The organism is Miniphocaeibacter halophilus (genome assembly GCF_016458825.1).
In the GTDB taxonomy this organism is placed as follows: Bacteria; Bacillota; Clostridia; order Tissierellales; family Peptoniphilaceae; genus Miniphocaeibacter; species Miniphocaeibacter halophilus.
The window spans coordinates 2133567-2150480 of record NZ_CP066744.1; the positions used below are offsets into that span (position 1 = coordinate 2133567).

The 16914-nt window shown below is 28.4% G+C and carries 21 protein-coding genes; 6 read left to right on the forward strand and 15 right to left on the reverse strand.

Features of this window, described 5'->3' with window-relative positions; genetic code table 11:
* The first annotated feature begins 14 nt into the window (after nucleotides 1–14).
* The 6 genes from JFY71_RS10675 to JFY71_RS10695 all read left to right on the forward strand — a co-directional run bounded on the left by JFY71_RS10675 (nucleotide 15) and on the right by JFY71_RS10695 (nucleotide 4552).
* Nucleotides 15–1409 carry a cell wall-binding repeat-containing protein gene (locus JFY71_RS10675; RefSeq protein WP_243660766.1) on the forward strand — a complete coding sequence of 465 codons (1395 nt, stop codon included), beginning with the start codon at nucleotides 15–17 and terminating at the stop codon, nucleotides 1407–1409.
* Between the two features lie 128 nt (nucleotides 1410–1537).
* Entirely contained in the window at nucleotides 1538–1684 is a 147-nt protein-coding gene (locus JFY71_RS10680; RefSeq protein WP_243660767.1) for a hypothetical protein, read from the forward strand.
* 18 nt (nucleotides 1685–1702) lie between these two features.
* Nucleotides 1703–1969 carry a tyrosine-type recombinase/integrase gene (locus JFY71_RS10685; RefSeq protein ID WP_243660768.1) on the forward strand — a complete coding sequence of 89 codons (267 nt, stop codon included), beginning with the start codon at nucleotides 1703–1705 and terminating at the stop codon, nucleotides 1967–1969.
* 7 nt (nucleotides 1970–1976) lie between these two features.
* Entirely contained in the window at nucleotides 1977–2522 is a 546-nt protein-coding gene (locus tag JFY71_RS10690) for a site-specific integrase (protein WP_263457735.1), read from the forward strand.
* A 1-nt stretch (nucleotide 2523) separates the two neighbouring features.
* Nucleotides 2524–2700, forward strand: coding sequence for a tyrosine-type recombinase/integrase (locus JFY71_RS12075; RefSeq protein WP_263457772.1), 177 nt, complete (start codon nucleotides 2524–2526; stop codon nucleotides 2698–2700).
* A 487-nt stretch (nucleotides 2701–3187) separates the two neighbouring features.
* Nucleotides 3188–4552 (forward strand): cell wall-binding repeat-containing protein, encoded by a 1365-nt coding sequence (locus JFY71_RS10695; RefSeq protein WP_243660769.1) that lies wholly within the window; start codon nucleotides 3188–3190, stop codon nucleotides 4550–4552.
* Nucleotides 4553–4645: 93 nt separating this feature from the next.
* Here JFY71_RS10695 and JFY71_RS10700 read toward each other — a convergent pair whose 3' ends face one another.
* The 15 genes from JFY71_RS10700 to rsmD form a co-directional block, all read right to left on the reverse strand.
* Nucleotides 4646–4870 (reverse strand): hypothetical protein, encoded by a 225-nt coding sequence (locus JFY71_RS10700; RefSeq protein ID WP_243660770.1) that lies wholly within the window; start codon nucleotides 4868–4870, stop codon nucleotides 4646–4648.
* 245 nt (nucleotides 4871–5115) lie between these two features.
* Nucleotides 5116–5973 carry a ComEC/Rec2 family competence protein gene (locus tag JFY71_RS10705; protein WP_243660771.1) on the reverse strand — a complete coding sequence of 286 codons (858 nt, stop codon included), beginning with the start codon at nucleotides 5971–5973 and terminating at the stop codon, nucleotides 5116–5118.
* A gap of 58 nt (nucleotides 5974–6031) precedes the next feature.
* Nucleotides 6032–6883: a bifunctional 5,10-methylenetetrahydrofolate dehydrogenase/5,10-methenyltetrahydrofolate cyclohydrolase gene (locus JFY71_RS10710; RefSeq protein WP_243660772.1), complete on the reverse strand. Its 852-nt coding sequence runs from the start codon at nucleotides 6881–6883 to the stop codon at nucleotides 6032–6034.
* Nucleotides 6868–7359 (reverse strand): metallophosphoesterase family protein, encoded by a 492-nt coding sequence (locus JFY71_RS10715; protein WP_243660773.1) that lies wholly within the window; start codon nucleotides 7357–7359, stop codon nucleotides 6868–6870. The genes JFY71_RS10710 and JFY71_RS10715 overlap by 16 nt, the downstream gene beginning before the upstream one ends.
* Nucleotides 7340–7945, reverse strand: a complete 606-nt coding sequence (gene rdgB / locus JFY71_RS10720; protein WP_243660774.1) for an RdgB/HAM1 family non-canonical purine NTP pyrophosphatase — start codon at nucleotides 7943–7945, stop codon at nucleotides 7340–7342. Before rdgB ends, JFY71_RS10715 begins: the two co-directional genes overlap by 20 nt.
* Nucleotides 7946–7948: 3 nt before the next feature.
* Nucleotides 7949–9376 (reverse strand): Asp-tRNA(Asn)/Glu-tRNA(Gln) amidotransferase subunit GatB, encoded by a 1428-nt coding sequence (gatB, locus tag JFY71_RS10725; protein WP_243660775.1) that lies wholly within the window; start codon nucleotides 9374–9376, stop codon nucleotides 7949–7951.
* Nucleotides 9376–10776, reverse strand: coding sequence for an Asp-tRNA(Asn)/Glu-tRNA(Gln) amidotransferase subunit GatA (gatA, locus tag JFY71_RS10730; RefSeq protein WP_243660776.1), 1401 nt, complete (start codon nucleotides 10774–10776; stop codon nucleotides 9376–9378). Before gatA ends, gatB begins: the two co-directional genes overlap by 1 nt.
* On the reverse strand, nucleotides 10776–11060 hold the full coding sequence (gene gatC / locus JFY71_RS10735) for an Asp-tRNA(Asn)/Glu-tRNA(Gln) amidotransferase subunit GatC (protein WP_243660777.1): 285 nt from the start codon (nucleotides 11058–11060) through the stop codon (nucleotides 10776–10778). The genes gatA and gatC overlap by 1 nt, the downstream gene beginning before the upstream one ends.
* A gap of 96 nt (nucleotides 11061–11156) precedes the next feature.
* Nucleotides 11157–12035, reverse strand: a complete 879-nt coding sequence (locus tag JFY71_RS10740; protein WP_243660778.1) for a DNA-3-methyladenine glycosylase family protein — start codon at nucleotides 12033–12035, stop codon at nucleotides 11157–11159.
* Nucleotides 12036–12089: 54 nt separating this feature from the next.
* Nucleotides 12090–13355 carry a Glu/Leu/Phe/Val family dehydrogenase gene (locus JFY71_RS10745; RefSeq protein ID WP_243660779.1) on the reverse strand — a complete coding sequence of 422 codons (1266 nt, stop codon included), beginning with the start codon at nucleotides 13353–13355 and terminating at the stop codon, nucleotides 12090–12092.
* A gap of 72 nt (nucleotides 13356–13427) precedes the next feature.
* Nucleotides 13428–13676 carry a glutaredoxin domain-containing protein gene (locus JFY71_RS10750; protein WP_243660780.1) on the reverse strand — a complete coding sequence of 83 codons (249 nt, stop codon included), beginning with the start codon at nucleotides 13674–13676 and terminating at the stop codon, nucleotides 13428–13430.
* The gene (locus JFY71_RS10755) at nucleotides 13676–15070 is read right to left on the reverse strand and encodes a glycine--tRNA ligase (protein WP_243660781.1); all 1395 of its coding nucleotides are present in this window, start codon (nucleotides 15068–15070) and stop codon (nucleotides 13676–13678) included. Before JFY71_RS10755 ends, JFY71_RS10750 begins: the two co-directional genes overlap by 1 nt.
* 277 nt (nucleotides 15071–15347) lie before the next feature.
* Nucleotides 15348–15818, reverse strand: coding sequence for an ATPase (locus JFY71_RS10760; RefSeq protein WP_243660782.1), 471 nt, complete (start codon nucleotides 15816–15818; stop codon nucleotides 15348–15350).
* A 66-nt stretch (nucleotides 15819–15884) separates the two neighbouring features.
* A complete protein-coding gene (gene coaD, locus JFY71_RS10765; RefSeq protein ID WP_243660783.1) occupies nucleotides 15885–16364 on the reverse strand; it encodes a pantetheine-phosphate adenylyltransferase in 480 nt (159 codons plus the stop codon).
* Complete coding sequence (gene rsmD / locus JFY71_RS10770; protein ID WP_243660784.1) at nucleotides 16342–16911, reverse strand: 16S rRNA (guanine(966)-N(2))-methyltransferase RsmD; 570 nt, start codon at nucleotides 16909–16911, stop codon at nucleotides 16342–16344. Before rsmD ends, coaD begins: the two co-directional genes overlap by 23 nt.
* Between the last annotated feature and the right edge of the window lie 3 nt (nucleotides 16912–16914).

Here is a 16914-nt window from a genome sequence, read left to right on the forward strand (position 1 = left end):
TAAAGGAGAATTATATGAAAAAGAAAATTTTAAGTTTAGTATTAGCGGTAACATTAAGTATTACTACTCTATTATCTAATCTATCATTAGCAGATAGTAGAGAACTAAATGTAACAAGAATTGCAGGTTCAGGAAGATATGAAACAGCAGTAGAAGCAAGCAAGGCAACATTTAAAACATCTAAATATGCAGTAGTTGCAAGTGGAGAAGGCTTTGCTGATGCATTAGTAGGTGGAACTTTGGCAACTCAAATAGAAGCCCCTATTTTATTAGTTGGTAAAAACTCTGTTCCTAATGCAGTTTTTAATGAAATAAAGAGACTTGGAGTAGAAAAGGTATATTTATTGGGTGGTACAAATACTATCTCTAAGTCTGTCGAATCTACATTAAATACCGGAATAACAAATGTTGAAAGATTAGCAGGAAAAGACAGATTAGAAACAGCTAAAAAAATCGGTGAATTAAAACAAGAATTTGAAAAAATGCCAGGACTTATTGAAGATAATCCTTTGATAGCAATGGTTAACGGAAATAATTTTGCAGATGCATTAGCTGCTGCTCCTTTTGTAGGATCTATGAAAAAAACTCATATGATTCCTTATATCGGTCAAGATTTAAGTAAATCAGTGAATGAATATGTATTTGGTGGAACAAATTCAGTACCTAAAACAGCTTCAGAAGCATATAGATTAGCAGGTTCCAATAGAGAAGAAACTGCTATTAAAATTGCTGAATCCTACGATGGTAGACTAAATATAAAATTAGATACCATAGTATTAGTTGATGGATATAATTACCCAGATGCTTTAGCTTCAGCTCCAGTAGCAAGTATGAATAACGGAGCAATATTATTAACTCATCCAACTAATTTTAGCAAAGCTACAAAAGATTATATAAATAATAATGACAATATAAAAAATGTAATTATAGTAGGTGGAGAAAATTCAGTATCAGCTAATATTGAAAGGGAATTAAGAGGAGAAGTTACACCACCTGTAGTAGAAGAAAATAATTTTGATAAGTTAGATAAAGGATTACAGGCATATGTTGCCACTAGTATTACTGGTGACTGGAGACTAGAAGAACTAAAAGAGTTGCCATTTGGTATGGCTTTTCATTACCATTATGATGGAAATACATTATATACTCAAATACATGGTGGAGCTGGACTCGCTCACCCAATCTACAAGTTTACTGTTGGAAAAGACAGCATAACATATTTAGACGGAGTAGTGCATTCTAGTTGGTATGAATGGAGCCAATTAGATATTCCATCTAAAACAGTGACTAAAGAAAATTTGTATAATGAATATTTAGCACATAAAGAAGAATATGATAAGGCAACTGCAAATGAGCATTTTGGTTCAGCAGAATATTTAATGGAAGATTATATTGAAAATCACAAGTAAGATATAAATTAAAAAGCCCCTCATGCGGTAACATGAAGGACTTTATAATATAAGGATATATAGATATACATCCCAATACCACAATAGGATTATATCATATATCCCCTATTTTTATGAAGGAGGATATTATGGCTAAGAAAAGAAGTAAAGCTAATGCTGATGGAACTATCTTTGTCGAATTAAGAAATAATAAGAAGTATTATAAGGCACAGTTAATTATAGGAACCAATGAAGATGGCAGTCCTAAAAGAAAATCATTTTGTAGTTATAATTGAGATAATGTTGTTAAGAGAATGGAAGAATATAAATACAAATTAAATTTAGGCTTAATTTCTGCAGATAGTGAAACCACATTAGAAAAATATTGTTATACCTGGTTATATCAATATAAAAAAATTGAATGGAAACCATCCACCTTTGCAAGAAACGAAGGTATCTATAGAAACTATATTCAAGGATCCCCTATTGCAAAATTTAAATTATTAGACTTAAAAACAATTCATTTTCAAAAGTATATAAATAAAATAGTGAAAGAAAAAACTATAGCTACAAGAAAATAATTGTATCATGTTTAAATTATGCTATAAAAGAAGATTTAGTAGTAAAAAATTATTGTTCCTTTGTTACCATACCCAAAGCTCCACCTGTAAAAAATACCCTGTATTTACCTTAGAACAGCAAAAAACCATTTTAGAAAATTTAGACAACTCTACCTATGGATTAGCAGTTAAAATTGCATTTGGTACAGGATTAAGGCTAGGAGAACTAACTGCACTTAAATGGACTGATATAGATTTTGAAGAAGGAACTTTAAACGTAAATAAAGTATTAAAACAAGTTAATGTAGTAGATAATGATGGAACAAGACATGCTGAACTGTTAATGCAAACACCTAAAACAGAAAGTAGTAATAGAATAGTTCCTATCCCCTCTGTTTTAATGAAAGAACTTAAAAAGCATAAAAGTGAACAAGCTATAAGAATTATGAGATATAGAAAAACTTATAAAGATGAAAAGTTTATTTTCGAAAACGGATTAGGTGAACCATTAGAACCAAGAAGGCTTCCAAGATTTTTTGCTAAAAAATTAAAAGAATTAGAAATACCTATGTGAAATTTCATGGAATAAGACATACTTATGCTACAAGGCTATTGAAAATAAGGTTGAACCAAAAGTAGTTCAAACATTAATGGGCCATTCTGACATAGCAACTACATTGAATATATATACTCATGCAATGCCAAAAGAAAAATCAGATGCTGCAGAATCATTAAATGAACTATTTGGTTAAATTTTAAAAATACAGTAATACTTGTTATATTTAAAAGAGTATTACTGTATTTTCTTATTTTAATCTTTATCTCCAAATACTAAATTAAGTAAAATTATACAACTTACCATGGATAAAAAAAAGTTAATCTATGAATAATGTAACATAAGGTAATTTCTCCATTATATTATTCAATTATAAAAAAGATAATATCTAGAATAATTATAATTAACGCTGTTAAAAAAATGTTTCTTTTAATTTTTTTAGAAAACATTGTTTTTTCCATATCAATTAAACTTTTAATCCTTCTCTTGTAATAAAGTTACATGTATATTTAATTTTCATTCTTTAATAATAAGAAAATATTTTAAGCATTTATCATGTTTACTATAATTAAATACATAAATATTCTAATTAATAATTTTATTTTAATTTGGGTATGTATTAAACATTGGGATTAAATAATTAATTTTCTAATAACAATTATATTTAAGTAAAGGAGAATGATATGAAAAAGAAAGTTTTAAGTTTAATGCTTGCATTAACATTTACATTTAGTTCTTTGTTACCAGCTACATCGCTTGCTGACAATAAAAAATTAAATGTAAAAAGAATAGCTGGCAGTGGTAGATATGAAACAGCCGTAGAAGCTAGTAAGAAAACATTTGAAAGAAGTAAATATGCAGTAGTTGCAAGCGGAGAAAAGTTTGCTGACGCTCTTGTCGGAGGAACTTTAGCAACTCAGATTGAAGCACCGGTACTATTGGTAAATAAAAATTCAGTTCCTAGCGTTGTAACAACTGAAATTAAAAGACTAGAAGTTGAAAAAGTATATTTGTTAGGTGGAACTTCTACAGTGGAAAATTCTCTGAAACAACTAGGTGTTTCTGTAGAAAGATTAGCTGGTAGAAATAAGGCTTATACAGCTCAAGAAATTGCAAAAGCAAGAGCAAAACATTTAGGGATTGATACAAACTGGACTGAATTTGCAGCTATAGATGCAAATAATTATGCAGATGCATTAAGTGCAGCTCCTTTTGTTTCTCAGCTTAATTATTTTATTCCTTTGATACCAATTGAAAAAGGCAATACTAGTTCAGCTCATACAGTAGCTTTGGGTGGTACTAATAGCGTTACAAAGTCAACTACAGAAAAGAAAAGGTACGCAGGTTCTAATAGAGAAGGAACAGCTGTTGAAATAGCTAAAGCATATGAAGAGGAATTAAACAAAGAAATTAATACTGTAGTCCTAGTTCATGGATATGATTATCCGGATGCACTAGCTTCTGCACCAGTGGCTAGTATGAACAATGGCGTAATATTATTAACAAATTCTAAAACATTATCTAAAGAAACAAAATCATTTATAGACAATAACGATAATATTAAAAATGTAATTATTGTTGGTGGAGAAAATTCAGTATCTAAAAACATTGAAAGAGAATTAAGAGGAGAGGTTATAACCCCAATAGAAAATAACTTTGATAAATTAGATATAAAGTTACAGGCATTCTTGATTACAAGTATTGCAGATGAAAGAGTCTTCGAATTTCGAAATTTAGATTACATGGAGTTTTATTTTGATATAAAAGGTAATAATATATACACTTATTTAACCAGTGGTGTTGGTTCTGGTCATCCTATTAATAAATTTACAATAAATATAGATACTATAATATATAAAAACAGCATTGTAGCTAGAATTGAAGAAACAAAAGTCTATGATGGTAAAAATAAAACCGTTACAAAAAAAGAATTATATGATGAATACTTAAAATATAAAAATGATTATGATGTAGCGGCTACCAAAATAAAATTTTCAAAAGAAATAGATGTGGATTTAATAAGAATTGTAGAAGATTCTATTAAATAATTAATAATAAAATATTCTTATTATTAATTGAGTATAAAATAAAAACCGGCATAAATCCTATATTGGATACTATGCTGGTTTAGTTTGCTATTATTACTTATTATTTAAATCCTCATCTATTAATTTACTAATTAATTTGTCTAATTCCTCAGGTTCTAGTCCAGTAAAATCTTCAATGCTCAATCCTTTTTTCTTTAAATACATTTTTCCAAAAGTCATTAAAATATCTTCTTCAAATTTTCTTTTATCAGCACGAAGTTGTTCTAATCTTAATTTTAATTCCTCTTCCTGAATAACAATTTCTCTATATTCTGACATTTCAATACCTCCTTGAAATTTTAAGAAATAGAATCATTTAGTTTATAATAATATACCCATTATTATTTCATTATAAAGATTTATTTTTTAACAACACCTGAAAAAACTGGTAATTTCTATTTGATAATCCAAACCAACTTCTTTTCATTATTTCTTTTTTTAACTATCCTAAAATCTAATATATCTAAAGCTATTTAACATGAAAGACCTTGTAGTTATTAAAACAAGCTGTTAATAATCTTCAATTATTTTTCTGTACTAATAAGTATTTCTTCTCCGTCGCTTATTATAATTATGTCTCCCGATATATCTGTTCTATAAGTTTTAATATTATGTTTTTCCAGTCTATTTAAGGCTTCTTTATGAGGATGTCCATACATATTATCCTTTCCAACGGATATTATTCCATATTCAGGATTAACTTCTTTTAAAAACTCTTCTGATGATGCTTTCCTACTACCATGATGTCCTATATGAAGAATTTTTGCGTCTATTTCTTCTCCTGTATACATTAATGTAGATTCTTCCAGTTTCTCTGCATCACCGGTAAAAAGAAAGGAATTTTCCCCATGATTGACCTTTACAGCTAATGAGTTGTTGTTAGTATCAAAATTGTATGCAGTTGGTCCTAAAATTTCAAAATTTGCTTCACCGAATTTAAAACTATCTCCTACTTTTGGTATAATCGTATTAATATTTTTACTTTCATATGCATTTACAAAGCTATCATAAATTTTACTATCTACTTCTTCTTCATTTCTTATTATATTTTTTACTTCATATTTATTTATCACACCTATAAGACCACTAATATGATCACTATGGGGATGAGTTGCAATAACATAATCAATTTTATTTATACCTAATTTTTCTATATAACTTACTACTTTAGAAGATGCATGCCTTTCCCCGCCATCAATTAATATAGATTCTCCTTTTGATATTAACAAGGTACTATCTCCTTGTCCTACATCAATAAAATGTACTTCTAAATCTGAATTTACATTATCAGCTAGATTTTCAGTTACTGTTATTCCACCAAAAGCCGTAATTAATAAGGCTATTATTAAGGATATAATTTTTTTCTTAGTTATTTTTTTCATATTATCACCTTAAAGAAGTATAGCATATTTTTAGTAAAAAAAATAAAGCCTGTTGGCTTTATTTTAAACTATTTTCTTTTGCTGTAACTAACTGTTCCATTAATAATGTTGAAGTTATTTTACCAACTCCACCTAATCTTGGTGTAATGCCTTTAACGTAACCTTTTAAATCTTCAAAATCTGCATCACCTGATAATTTTCCATTTTCATCTAAGGAAACTCCAACATCAATTACTATTGAATCTTCAGTTAATGAATCTCTTTTTAAGCTTTTTGCTCTTCCTGTTGCTGTAACTACTACATCTGCCTCTTTTAATATTTTTTTAAGGTCTTTTGTTTTAGAATGACAGATTATTGGAGTTCCGTTTTTACCTAACACCATCATAGCTAAAGGTTTTCCCAATACCATTGACCTATTTATTATTGCTACTGTTTTTCCAGTTAAATCTATATTATAGTATTCTAAAATTTTCATTGAAGCAAAAGGTGTTGCAGGTTGAAAACTGGTAAAATCTCCTTGGAATATTTTTGCTAAATTTAATGGTGACATACAATCAACATCTTTTTTCCATGATATTGTTTCTTGAATTAATTCCTCATCAATATGCTTTGGTAAAGGTCTAAATAAAATGATTCCTGTAACAGACTCATCAACATTAAGTTTTTCCATTTCACTTTTTAATTCTTCTGTTGAAATGTTTTCTTCTAAAACAACTTGTTGGATATCTATTCCATATCCATCACCTTTTTTTAATAAACTTTTTTCATAAGAAATATCATTAGGATTTTCACCTACTCTAACTATTGCAAGTTTAGGTGTAGCACCTTTTTCAGATAAAACCTTTACTCTAGATATAATATTTTCCTCTAGTTCTTTTGCCAGCTCATTCGAGCTTAATATAGCTTCCATTTTGACCTCCTAAATTTTATTCTTTCTAATTCCATTGTATCTAAATCCAAAATAACAAAACTTTTATCATCTCCATATCTTGGATAACTTGGACTTCCAGGATTTATTACCCATACACCATCAACAACCTCATTAAAATATACATGTGTATGACCATAAAGCGCTATTTTTGCATTAGCTTTTTTTGCTCTTTTTACAAGATTACCAACGCCTCTATAAACATTATAACGATGACCATGAGTAATAAAAAAATCTATGCCATTAAGATTAATAAACAGATCTTCTAATTCATTATTAGCTAAATAGTCGTTGTTGCCTTTTACTACATAGGAAATTTTATTTGTAATTAGTCCAATGTCTCTACCATCATCAGAAAAATCTCCTAAATGAATAATTAAATCAATATTATGTTTTTCAATTTCTTCAATTACATTATCGAAGCTCCCATGAGTATCACTAATTATAGCTACTTTCATTTAACACATCCACCAATAATATTTTTAACTTGTCTAAAGCTTTTGCCCTATGACTTAATTTATTTTTTTCATCTAAACCTAATTGAGCAAATGTTTTTGTATAGCCTTTTGGAATGAAAATTTTGTCATATCCAAAACCACCTTCACCTGTTTCTTTAAAAGCTATACTACCTTCACAAATACCTTCAACAATATGTTCTTTGCCTTTGTCATCTATTAAAACTAAAACAGTTTTAAAATAAGCTGTTCTATCTTCAATATTTTCTAAAGATTTTAGCATTTTTAATCTATTATCTTTTTCAGAACAATTTTCTCCTGCATACCTTGCTGTATGAACTCCCGGTTCTCCATTTAAAGCATTGACAAAAAGTCCTGTATCATCAGCAAGAGTATATCCACCAATTTTTTGATGAATATACTCAGCTTTAATTTTAGCATTACCCTCTAATGTATCAGCATTTTCTTCTATATCCTCAATTGATATAATATCAGATATACTTAAAACTTCAATATTTAGTTCTTTTAATATAGTTTTTATCTCTTTTACTTTTCCTTTATTGTGAGTTGCCAATACTAATCTTTTCATTTTTCACCTAACTAATTTTTTCAAAATCATTTCATTGAATTTTTGAGGATTTCCCTTGCCTTTTGAAGCCTTCATACATTGTCCTACTAAAAATCCTAAAGCTCTGTCCTTACCATTTTTATAGTCATTAATAGATTCTTGATTATTTGCTAAAACTTCATCTACTATTTTTTCTAATACAGAATCATCATTTACTTGGATAAGTCCTTTTTCTTTTACATATTCTTCCGGATCAAAATTATCTTCAAATAATTTTCTTAAAACTTTTTTACCAGTATTATTGTTTATATCTTTATTTTTTATTAAATTTAATAGTTTAGCGAAATTTTTGCTTTCCATTTTTATTTCTTCAAATTCAATTTCTGCTTCATTTACCCTACGTAAAACATCAGATAATAACCAATTACTAACTAATTGAGGATCTTTTACCTCTTTTGTAACAATTTCAAAGTATTTGGAAAGATATTTATTTCTTGATAATATATCTGCATCATATTCTGATATATTATATTCTTTTATAAATCTTTTCATTAACTGTGAAGGAAGTTCCGGTAAGTTATTTTTTATTTCTTCTATAAATTCATCTTCTACAATAGTTACAGGAATATCCCCTTCTACTGAAAATCTGTAATCACTACCTTCTTCTTTTCTTCTCATTACAACTGTAGAATTACTAGCGTCATCCCATCTTCTTGTTTCTTTGAATCCTTCATCTTTGTTTTCTAACATTTCAAGATGTCTTTTTTCTTCATAGTTTATTGCTTTATAAACCGCTTTAAAGGAATTCAAATTCTTTACTTCCGTAATTCTAGTTTTAAAATTACTATCTTCATCTATAACATTTATGTTAACATCACATCTTAATGAACCTTGTTCCATTTTAACATCTGAAATACCAATGAATTTAAGGGTTTCTTTTAAGTTTTCTAAAAATTCTTTAGCTTCATCAGCATTTGACATTTCAGGCTCAGAAACTATTTCAATTAGGGGAACTCCTGCCCTATTATAGTCCAATAAAGTATTACCCTCTTCGTTATGAATTGATTTTCCGGTATCCTCTTCTATGTGAATTCTAATAAGTCCAATTTTTTTTATACCATCTTTTGTATGAACTTCTATATAACCATTTTCGCATAAAGGCATGTCTTGTTGTGTAATTTGGTATCCTTTTGTTAAATCCGGATAAAAGTATTTTTTTCTATCCATTTTAAAACTATTTCTTATATTACAATTAAAAGATAGTCCTGCCATTATAGCATATTCTAATGCCTTTTTGTTCATAACAGGCAATGCACCTGGATGTCCTAAACAAATTGGACAAACATTTGTATTAGGAGCAGAACCAAATTCATTTTTACAGCCACAGAACATTTTACTATTTGTTGAAAGTTCTACGTGAATTTCTAGGCCAATTAAAGTTTTATAATTCATTAATTGTTACTCCTTTCATAATAATACGCTGCATTTAGTATTTCTTCATCTTCATATCTTTTTCCAATAAATTGAATTGAACCGGAAATACCTTTTCTAACAGGTATAGAAATACAACATAGACCACAAAGATTTACTGGAACATTAAAAGTGCCACTATCATAAACTGATAGAGGATCTTCTGTTCTAGAGCCTATTTCATAAGGTAAATTAGTTGTTGTAGGAGTTAAAATAATATCAACTTTTTCAAAATGAGCATCAAACTCATCAGACATTAACTTTCTAACTTTTTGACCTTGTTTATATAATTCTTGATTATTCTCAGCAGCTAAAAACAATGTTCCCATGGCAATTCTTCTTTTAGTTTCTTCACCAAAGCCTTCGCTTCTTGTATTAATATATAAATCATCAGTTGTTTCATATTCATCTGTTAAACATCCATATCTTATACCATCAAATCTGGACATATTACTACTTACTTCTGAAGACATCACTACAGAATATACAGCTGTAGAATACTTTAAATATTTAAAATCCAGTTCTACAATTTCTGCACCTAAAGATTTTATTTTATCTACTGCTAATTCATAATCTTTTTTAACTGCTTCCTCTATTTCAAATTTATCTAAATTAATAATACCAATTTTCTTATTTTTAAAATTATAATTATCTTCTATTTGGAAATTTATACTTTCTTTTAAAGTTGAATTCATATCTTTACTGTCATTTCCACCAATAACATTTGTAGTTGTAACAATATCTTCAACACAGTTTGAAAGAATTCCTATTTGGTCTAGAGTATTTGCCATTGAAACTACACCGGCTCTTGAAATAGTACCATAACTTGGCATATAGCCATATATATTACAATACGAAGCTGGTTGCCTTACAGAACCACCACTGTCTGACCCTAAAGAAATCATAGCTAAATCTGCTGCGACTGAAGCAGCCGAACCTGAAGAAGAACCTCCCGGAATTAGTTTATTGTCAATAGGATTTTTTGTTGGACCAAAATATGATGTTTCAGATGAACTTCCCATAGCAAATTCGTCCATATTAACTTTCCCTATTATTACAGCATCTTCTTCAATTAATTTATCCACTACAGTAGCATTAAAAATAGGCTCAAAATTTTCTAGCATTTTTGAACCACAAGTCATTTTTAATTTATCGTAAGAAATATTATCTTTTAAAGTAACGGGAATTCCAAAAAGAATACCACAATTACTATTTTGTTTTTCTTCTAATTTTTCAATTTGCCTAAAGATATCTTCCTTGTTAAAAGAAATAAAAATATTTAAATCCTTTTTTGTTTCAATCTTTTCTATTAATTTAGTATAATATGATCTTAAATCAATCTCACCTGAGACAAAACTATTTCTTAATTCTTTTATATTCATTATTCAACAACCTTTTTTAATCTAAAATATCCATATTCCCTATCTGTAGAATTTTTTAAAGCCATTTCCCTATCTACGCTTTTTTCTACATTGTCCTCTCTTAAAACAGATTTGTGATTTGATACCATTTCTAACATATCAACTTCTTCTGTATCTACTTCCATAATACTATTTGCAAATTCTAATACAGTATTAAATTTATTTTTCATTATTTCAAGTTCATCTTCTCTAATATTTAATTTAGCTAAAGAATAAACTCTTTTTACTTCATTTATATCAATCATAAGTTCTCCTAATTATAATAATATCTAATTAATTTTATCATATTTTTATTTGCTTTTCATTAAATTATTAATAGTAGCTATCATTAATTATATTTATTAAAGCTTTCCAATAGCATTTTCTCTGCCATAATAGAATAAATATTGTTGTGCATATCCTGCTAAATCGCCAAATATTTCACTTGCATATTTACCAATTAGTTTTATATTTGTTTCCTTCTTAATATATAATTCTTCCATTACTCTTTTAATCCATACATCTACTGGAAAAGTTTCACTTCTGCCATAGGAAAAAAGCATAATACAAGATGCAACCTTAGGTCCTACTCCCGGAAGTCTTTCTAATTCCTTTCTTAATTCCTCACTATTTAAATTAACTGATTCTTTAATAGAAAAATCATTATTTGCTATTAGTTTAGAAGTTTCAATTATTCTTTTATCTCTAAAACCAACTCTAGCAACTTCTCGTAATTCTTCTACTGAAACTTTAGATAAATTTTCTGCACTAGGAAAGGAAAAATAATCCTGACCTCTAAAGTTTTCTATGAATTCACCATAATTTTTAGAAATAATTTCAATGGATTTTTTAATTCTAGGTATTTGATTATTTGCAGAAATAATAAAAGAAATTATTGTTTCAAATTTTTCTTGATTTAATATTCTTATACCATACCCATAATCAACTGCATCTTTTATGGTTTTTTCTAATGATAATTCTTTTTTTATATTATTATAGTCTGTTTTTAAATCAAAATAATCAATCCATATATTATTAAAATCTTCTTCATTTGTATTGCTAAATACTATTTCATCATTACTTTGAAAAATATTTATAACTCTACCTTTTGCAACACAGGTATAGGAATTATCTTCTTCTCTTTTCCATCTAAAAGCCTGTCCGCATTCAAAAATATGTTTTGGATTGAAATCATTATTACTTTTTATTATTATATTTTTATTTTTTATTTTATATTTCATATCTTCACCTAAAAAAGTCATAATATGAATTATATCACATTATGACTTTCATTTTTAATACCAGCCTCTAAATTTCATTACTTCGGCAACTTTTTTAACAGAGAACATATATGAAGCCTCTCTAAAAGATACCTTGTAATCTTCTTTAATTTCTAAGATATTTTCAAAAGCAGTTACCATGGCATTTTCTTGTTTATCAGCAACTTCTTTTTCTTCCCAATAATATCCGTAAAGGTTTTGAACCCATTCAAAGTATGAAACAGTTACCCCTCCGGAATTAGCTAAAATATCCGGAATTACAACTATGTTTTTATTGTTTAAAATTTCATCGGCCTCCAGGGTTATAGGTCCATTTGCAGCCTCTACAATCATATCTGATTTAATTAATTTTGCTTCATTAGTTGAAATCGCATTTTCTAAAGCAGCTGGAACTATTAAGTCTATATCCAAACTCCAAAAATCATCCATGGATATTTCTTTAGCATCATCAATATTTTGCAGTATTTTATATTCATTCATACTGGAATTTAATTCTTCATATGATAAGCCTGAATCTTTGTATATTGCATAAGTTCCTTTTGATGGATGATACTCAGATACAGCAACTACTTTAGCGCCTAGCTCTTCTAAATATTTTACAACAAAACTTCCTACATTACCAAACCCTTGTACAGCTACTTTAGAACCTACAATATTTTTACCAATACTTTTGAAAGTTTCTCTAGATATTATTGCAACACCTAGACCTGTTGCTTCAGTTCTACCTTTTGAGCCACCAAATACAATTGGTTTTCCGGTTATAACACCGTTTAAATGTTCACCTTTTATTGTAATATACTCATCTATCATCCAACTCATTATTTGTGCATTAGTTCCAACATCCGGAGCTGGAATATCTATGTTTTCACCTAAATATTTATAAGTTTTTCTAATAAAACCTCTTGCTAGTCTTTCTAATTCTCCCTGTGAAAGTTTTGAAGGATCAACTGCAATGCCTCCTTTTCCACCGCCATAAGGAATTCCCGTAACGCAGCACTTAAAAGTCATCCACATTGACAAGGCCTTTACTTCATCTAAATTAACTTGAGGATGAAACCTTATTCCACCTTTACTAGGTCCAACAGCTGTACTATGTGCCGATCTATAGCCCTTAAATACTTGAACCGTTCCATCATCCATTTTTACAGGAATTGAAACTTCTATAACTCTTTCAGGTTCTTTTAATAATTCATATATGGCAGAATCTAAATTTAATTTATCACATGCAGTTTTTAATTGTGTCTGAGCACTTATTAAGGGGTTTAACACCTCATTACTCATTATATCCCTCTTTCCTTTATTCATCCTTTTGTTAAACTATTTTACTACATTAAACTAATCTAATCAATGTTTTTATAAAATTTCTTCAATGTTAAAGAATACATCTCCATCTTTATAGAAGCATGGAATACCTACAGAGCCGTTATTTTTAATTTTTTCAAATTTAGTATTACTATCTCTAATTATTAAAAATCTTTTTAGATTAGGAATTGAATCAGTTATATTAACAAATTCATAAGAAATATTTTTTCTATCTAACTCTTCTAATGCAGGTGGACAATCCGGACATTTATCTGATCCAAAAACTATTAATTTTTCCATTAAAACATAGTCCTTTCATTAATATAATCAATAAGTTCATCTATTTTTATACGATCTTGTTTCATTGTGTCCCTATCTCTTATAGTGACAGAATTATCCTCTAAGGTATCAAAATCTACTGTAATACAGAAAGGAGTTCCTGCTTCATCCTGTCTTCTGTACCTTTTTCCAATTGAGCCAGAAACGTCAGTGTCTACATTAAATTCTTTTGATAATAATTCATAAACTTCATCACTTTTGTCAGAAAGTTTTTTTGTTAAAGGTAGAACAGCTGCTTTATATGGTGCAAGAGCTGGATGTAGGTGAAGAACATTTCTTGTAGTTCCGTCTTCCAATTCCTCTTCTTCATAAGCATTGCATAAAAACATTAAGAACATTCTGTCTACTCCTACTGACGGTTCAACACAATAAGGTATATATTTTTCATTTGTTTGTGGATCTGTGTAAGTAAAGTCAATTCCTGAACCTTCAATATGTTGTTTTAAATCATAGTCGGTTCTGTCTGCAATCCCCCATAGTTCTCCCCATCCAAAAGGATACAAATATTCTATATCAGTTGTAGCTACACTGTAAAAAGAAAGTTCTTCTTCACCATGATCTCTCATTCTAAGTCTTTCTTCCTTAATTCCTAAATTTAACAAGAAGTTCTTACAGTAGGTTCTCCAATAATTAAACCATTCTAGGTCCTCGCCAGGTTTACAGAAAAATTCTAATTCCATTTGTTCAAATTCTCTAGTTCTAAAAATAAAATTACCTGGTGTAATTTCATTTCTAAAAGATTTTCCTATTTGTCCTATTCCAAAAGGAATTTTCTTTCTAGAAGTTCTTTGAACATTTTTAAAATTAACAAAGATTCCCTGTGCTGTTTCCGGTCTTAAGTATAATTCTGAGGTACTATCTTCAGTAACACCTTGGAAAGTTTTAAACATTAAATTGAACTTTCTTATATCTGTAAAATTATGTTTTCCGCATTTTGGACAACTAATATTCTCTTCTTCAATAATATTTCTCAATTCCTCGCTTGTATATCCATCTAAGCCAACAACTTCTTCATTTTTTTCATTTAAAAAATAATCTTCCACTAAATTATCTGCTCTAAATCTAGACTTACATTCTTTACAATCAATTAGTGGATCTGAAAAACCTCCAACATGGCCTGATGCAACCCAAACTGATGGATTCATAAGAATTGCTGCATCAACTCCCACATTATATTTACTTTCTTGTATAAATTTTTTCCACCATGCCTTTTTAATATTATTTTTTAATTCCACTCCTAAAGGACCATAGTCCCATGTATTTGACAATCCTCCATATATTTCAGAGCCTGGATAAACAAATCCTCTCATTTTAGCAAGACTAACAATATTTTCCATTTTAATTTCTTTGGCCATAACTTCCTCCTAAACTTTATTAAAAAATAAAAAAACTCCCATACCACTAGCTTACGCTAGGGACGAAAGTTTTCCGCGGTTCCACCCTATTTACGACTTATGTCGTCACTTGATTAACGAACTCAGAGTTGCCCAATATAAAATATTTACTAATTTCCACCAACTATTAGCTCTCTATAAAATATATTTATAAATATTTCTCATCATAGTTCTATTAAAATTTTATCTTAAACAATTAAAGGCATTCGATATGAATTATTCAAATATTAATAAAAATTTATCTTAATTCTTTCCTATCTTCTTCTAAATCATTTAAGATTTCTTTCAATCTGTCTTGAGTTGCTTGAAGCATTTCATCAACATATGTTAGTGATTGAGTTTTTAATACTCTTGCATTTTCTTCTGCCTTAGAAACAATATCTTCTGCAAATTCATTTGCACTTTTAGTAATTTCGTGTTCACTTATCATATTATTAAATGTTTCTTTAGCATCGTTAATTATTTTGTCTGCTTCTTTGTTTGCTTCATCTTTTATTGCAGATGCATCTCTTTCAGCTTCTGCCAAAATTCTATCCTTTTCTTCGTTTACCCATTGAGCCTGTTTTATCTCTCCAGGTAGTCCTTGTCTTATTTGTTGTAAAAGATGAAATACTTCGTCTGTATCCACCATAACTTTTTTCGAAAATGGTACTGTAGAAGCTTCGTCTAGTAAATCTTCTATTTCTTCAATAATTTGAAGTACATCCATACAAATACCTCCCAAATTTATAATTCTCTAAATATTATATATTAAATATCAAGAACTTACAAGAATTTACTTATGTAAATACTTACTTTTTAACATTTTATACGCTAATTCTGGTACAAAGTTCTCGACATTACCACCAAAGGAAATTATTTCCTTTATAATAGAAGAACTTACAAAGGAATATTTTGCATTGGAAACTAAGAATAATGTTTCCATATCGTTATATAGCTCTCTGTTCATAAGAGCCATTTGAACTTCTTTTTCATAATCGGACACTTCCCGTAAGCCTCTGACAATTAATTTACAGTCTATGCTTTTAGCAAAATCTACAAGAAGTCCTGAAAAAGCTACAACCTTTATATTTTTAAAGGATTTACACGCATCCTTTATAATTTCTATTCTTTCCTCTACTGTAAAAAGAGATTTTTTTTGGTTATTATTTAATATAGCTATATAAACTTCATCAAATTTTTTTGAAACTCTTTCAATTATATCTAAATGTCCCAAAGTAATAGGATCAAAACTACCTGGATATATTATTTTCATAATTAACTCCTAAATCTATAAAATAAATTAATTTTTTGCCGTATTTCTTTTCTTTAATTATATTATATTTTTTTAAATCCAACTCTATATTACTTTCTAAAATTATTATTCCTTCAAAATTTAAAAGTTTTAAACGATAGATTAAATTCAAAGAATTATAATACATTTTAGCTTCATCATAAGGAGGGTCTATAAAAATATAATCAAATCCTGTAAAATCTTTAGCTATATTTTTCAAATTATCAACATAGTCCCCAAAATATATCTTACTTTTCTTTGTATAATTTGTATGGTTAAGATTATCTCTTATACATTTTATATTCGTTTTACTTTTTTCGCTAAAAACGGCAAATTTAGCTCCTCTACTCAAAAACTCAATACCTACACTGCCTGTGCCTGCAAACAGGTCTAAAACCATAGAATTATCATCTATATCGGTTAAAATATTAAATAAGGCTTCTTTAATTCTATCTTCTGTTGGCCTAGTATTTTTATCTTTAGTAGAAAATAATCTCATACCTTTTTTTTCACCGGAAATAACTCTCATAAT

Bases quoted from the DNA above. Each gene is read 5' to 3' on its own strand.
- JFY71_RS10675 (WP_243660766.1), top strand. From the start codon at position 15: ATGAAAAAGAAAATTTTAAGTTTAGTATTAGCGGTAACATTAAGTATT.
- JFY71_RS10680 (WP_243660767.1), top strand. From the start codon at position 1,538: ATGGCTAAGAAAAGAAGTAAAGCTAATGCTGATGGAACTATCTTTGTC.
- JFY71_RS10685 (WP_243660768.1), top strand. From the start codon at position 1,703: ATGGAAGAATATAAATACAAATTAAATTTAGGCTTAATTTCTGCAGAT.
- JFY71_RS10690 (WP_263457735.1), top strand. From the start codon at position 1,977: ATGTTTAAATTATGCTATAAAAGAAGATTTAGTAGTAAAAAATTATTG.
- JFY71_RS10695 (WP_243660769.1), top strand. From the start codon at position 3,188: ATGAAAAAGAAAGTTTTAAGTTTAATGCTTGCATTAACATTTACATTT.
- JFY71_RS10700 (WP_243660770.1), bottom strand. From the start codon at position 4,870: ATGTCAGAATATAGAGAAATTGTTATTCAGGAAGAGGAATTAAAATTA.
- JFY71_RS10705 (WP_243660771.1), bottom strand. From the start codon at position 5,973: ATGAAAAAAATAACTAAGAAAAAAATTATATCCTTAATAATAGCCTTA.
- JFY71_RS10710 (WP_243660772.1), bottom strand. From the start codon at position 6,883: ATGGAAGCTATATTAAGCTCGAATGAGCTGGCAAAAGAACTAGAGGAA.
- JFY71_RS10715 (WP_243660773.1), bottom strand. From the start codon at position 7,359: ATGAAAGTAGCTATAATTAGTGATACTCATGGGAGCTTCGATAATGTA.
- rdgB (WP_243660774.1), bottom strand. From the start codon at position 7,945: ATGAAAAGATTAGTATTGGCAACTCACAATAAAGGAAAAGTAAAAGAG.
- gatB (WP_243660775.1), bottom strand. From the start codon at position 9,376: ATGAATTATAAAACTTTAATTGGCCTAGAAATTCACGTAGAACTTTCA.
- gatA (WP_243660776.1), bottom strand. From the start codon at position 10,776: ATGAATATAAAAGAATTAAGAAATAGTTTTGTCTCAGGTGAGATTGAT.
- gatC (WP_243660777.1), bottom strand. From the start codon at position 11,060: ATGATTGATATAAATGAAGTAAAAAGAGTTTATTCTTTAGCTAAATTA.
- JFY71_RS10740 (WP_243660778.1), bottom strand. From the start codon at position 12,035: ATGAAATATAAAATAAAAAATAAAAATATAATAATAAAAAGTAATAAT.
- JFY71_RS10745 (WP_243660779.1), bottom strand. From the start codon at position 13,355: ATGAGTAATGAGGTGTTAAACCCCTTAATAAGTGCTCAGACACAATTA.
- JFY71_RS10750 (WP_243660780.1), bottom strand. From the start codon at position 13,676: ATGGAAAAATTAATAGTTTTTGGATCAGATAAATGTCCGGATTGTCCA.
- JFY71_RS10755 (WP_243660781.1), bottom strand. From the start codon at position 15,070: ATGGCCAAAGAAATTAAAATGGAAAATATTGTTAGTCTTGCTAAAATG.
- JFY71_RS10760 (WP_243660782.1), bottom strand. From the start codon at position 15,818: ATGGATGTACTTCAAATTATTGAAGAAATAGAAGATTTACTAGACGAA.
- coaD (WP_243660783.1), bottom strand. From the start codon at position 16,364: ATGAAAATAATATATCCAGGTAGTTTTGATCCTATTACTTTGGGACAT.
- rsmD (WP_243660784.1), bottom strand. From the start codon at position 16,911: ATGAGAGTTATTTCCGGTGAAAAAAAAGGTATGAGATTATTTTCTACT.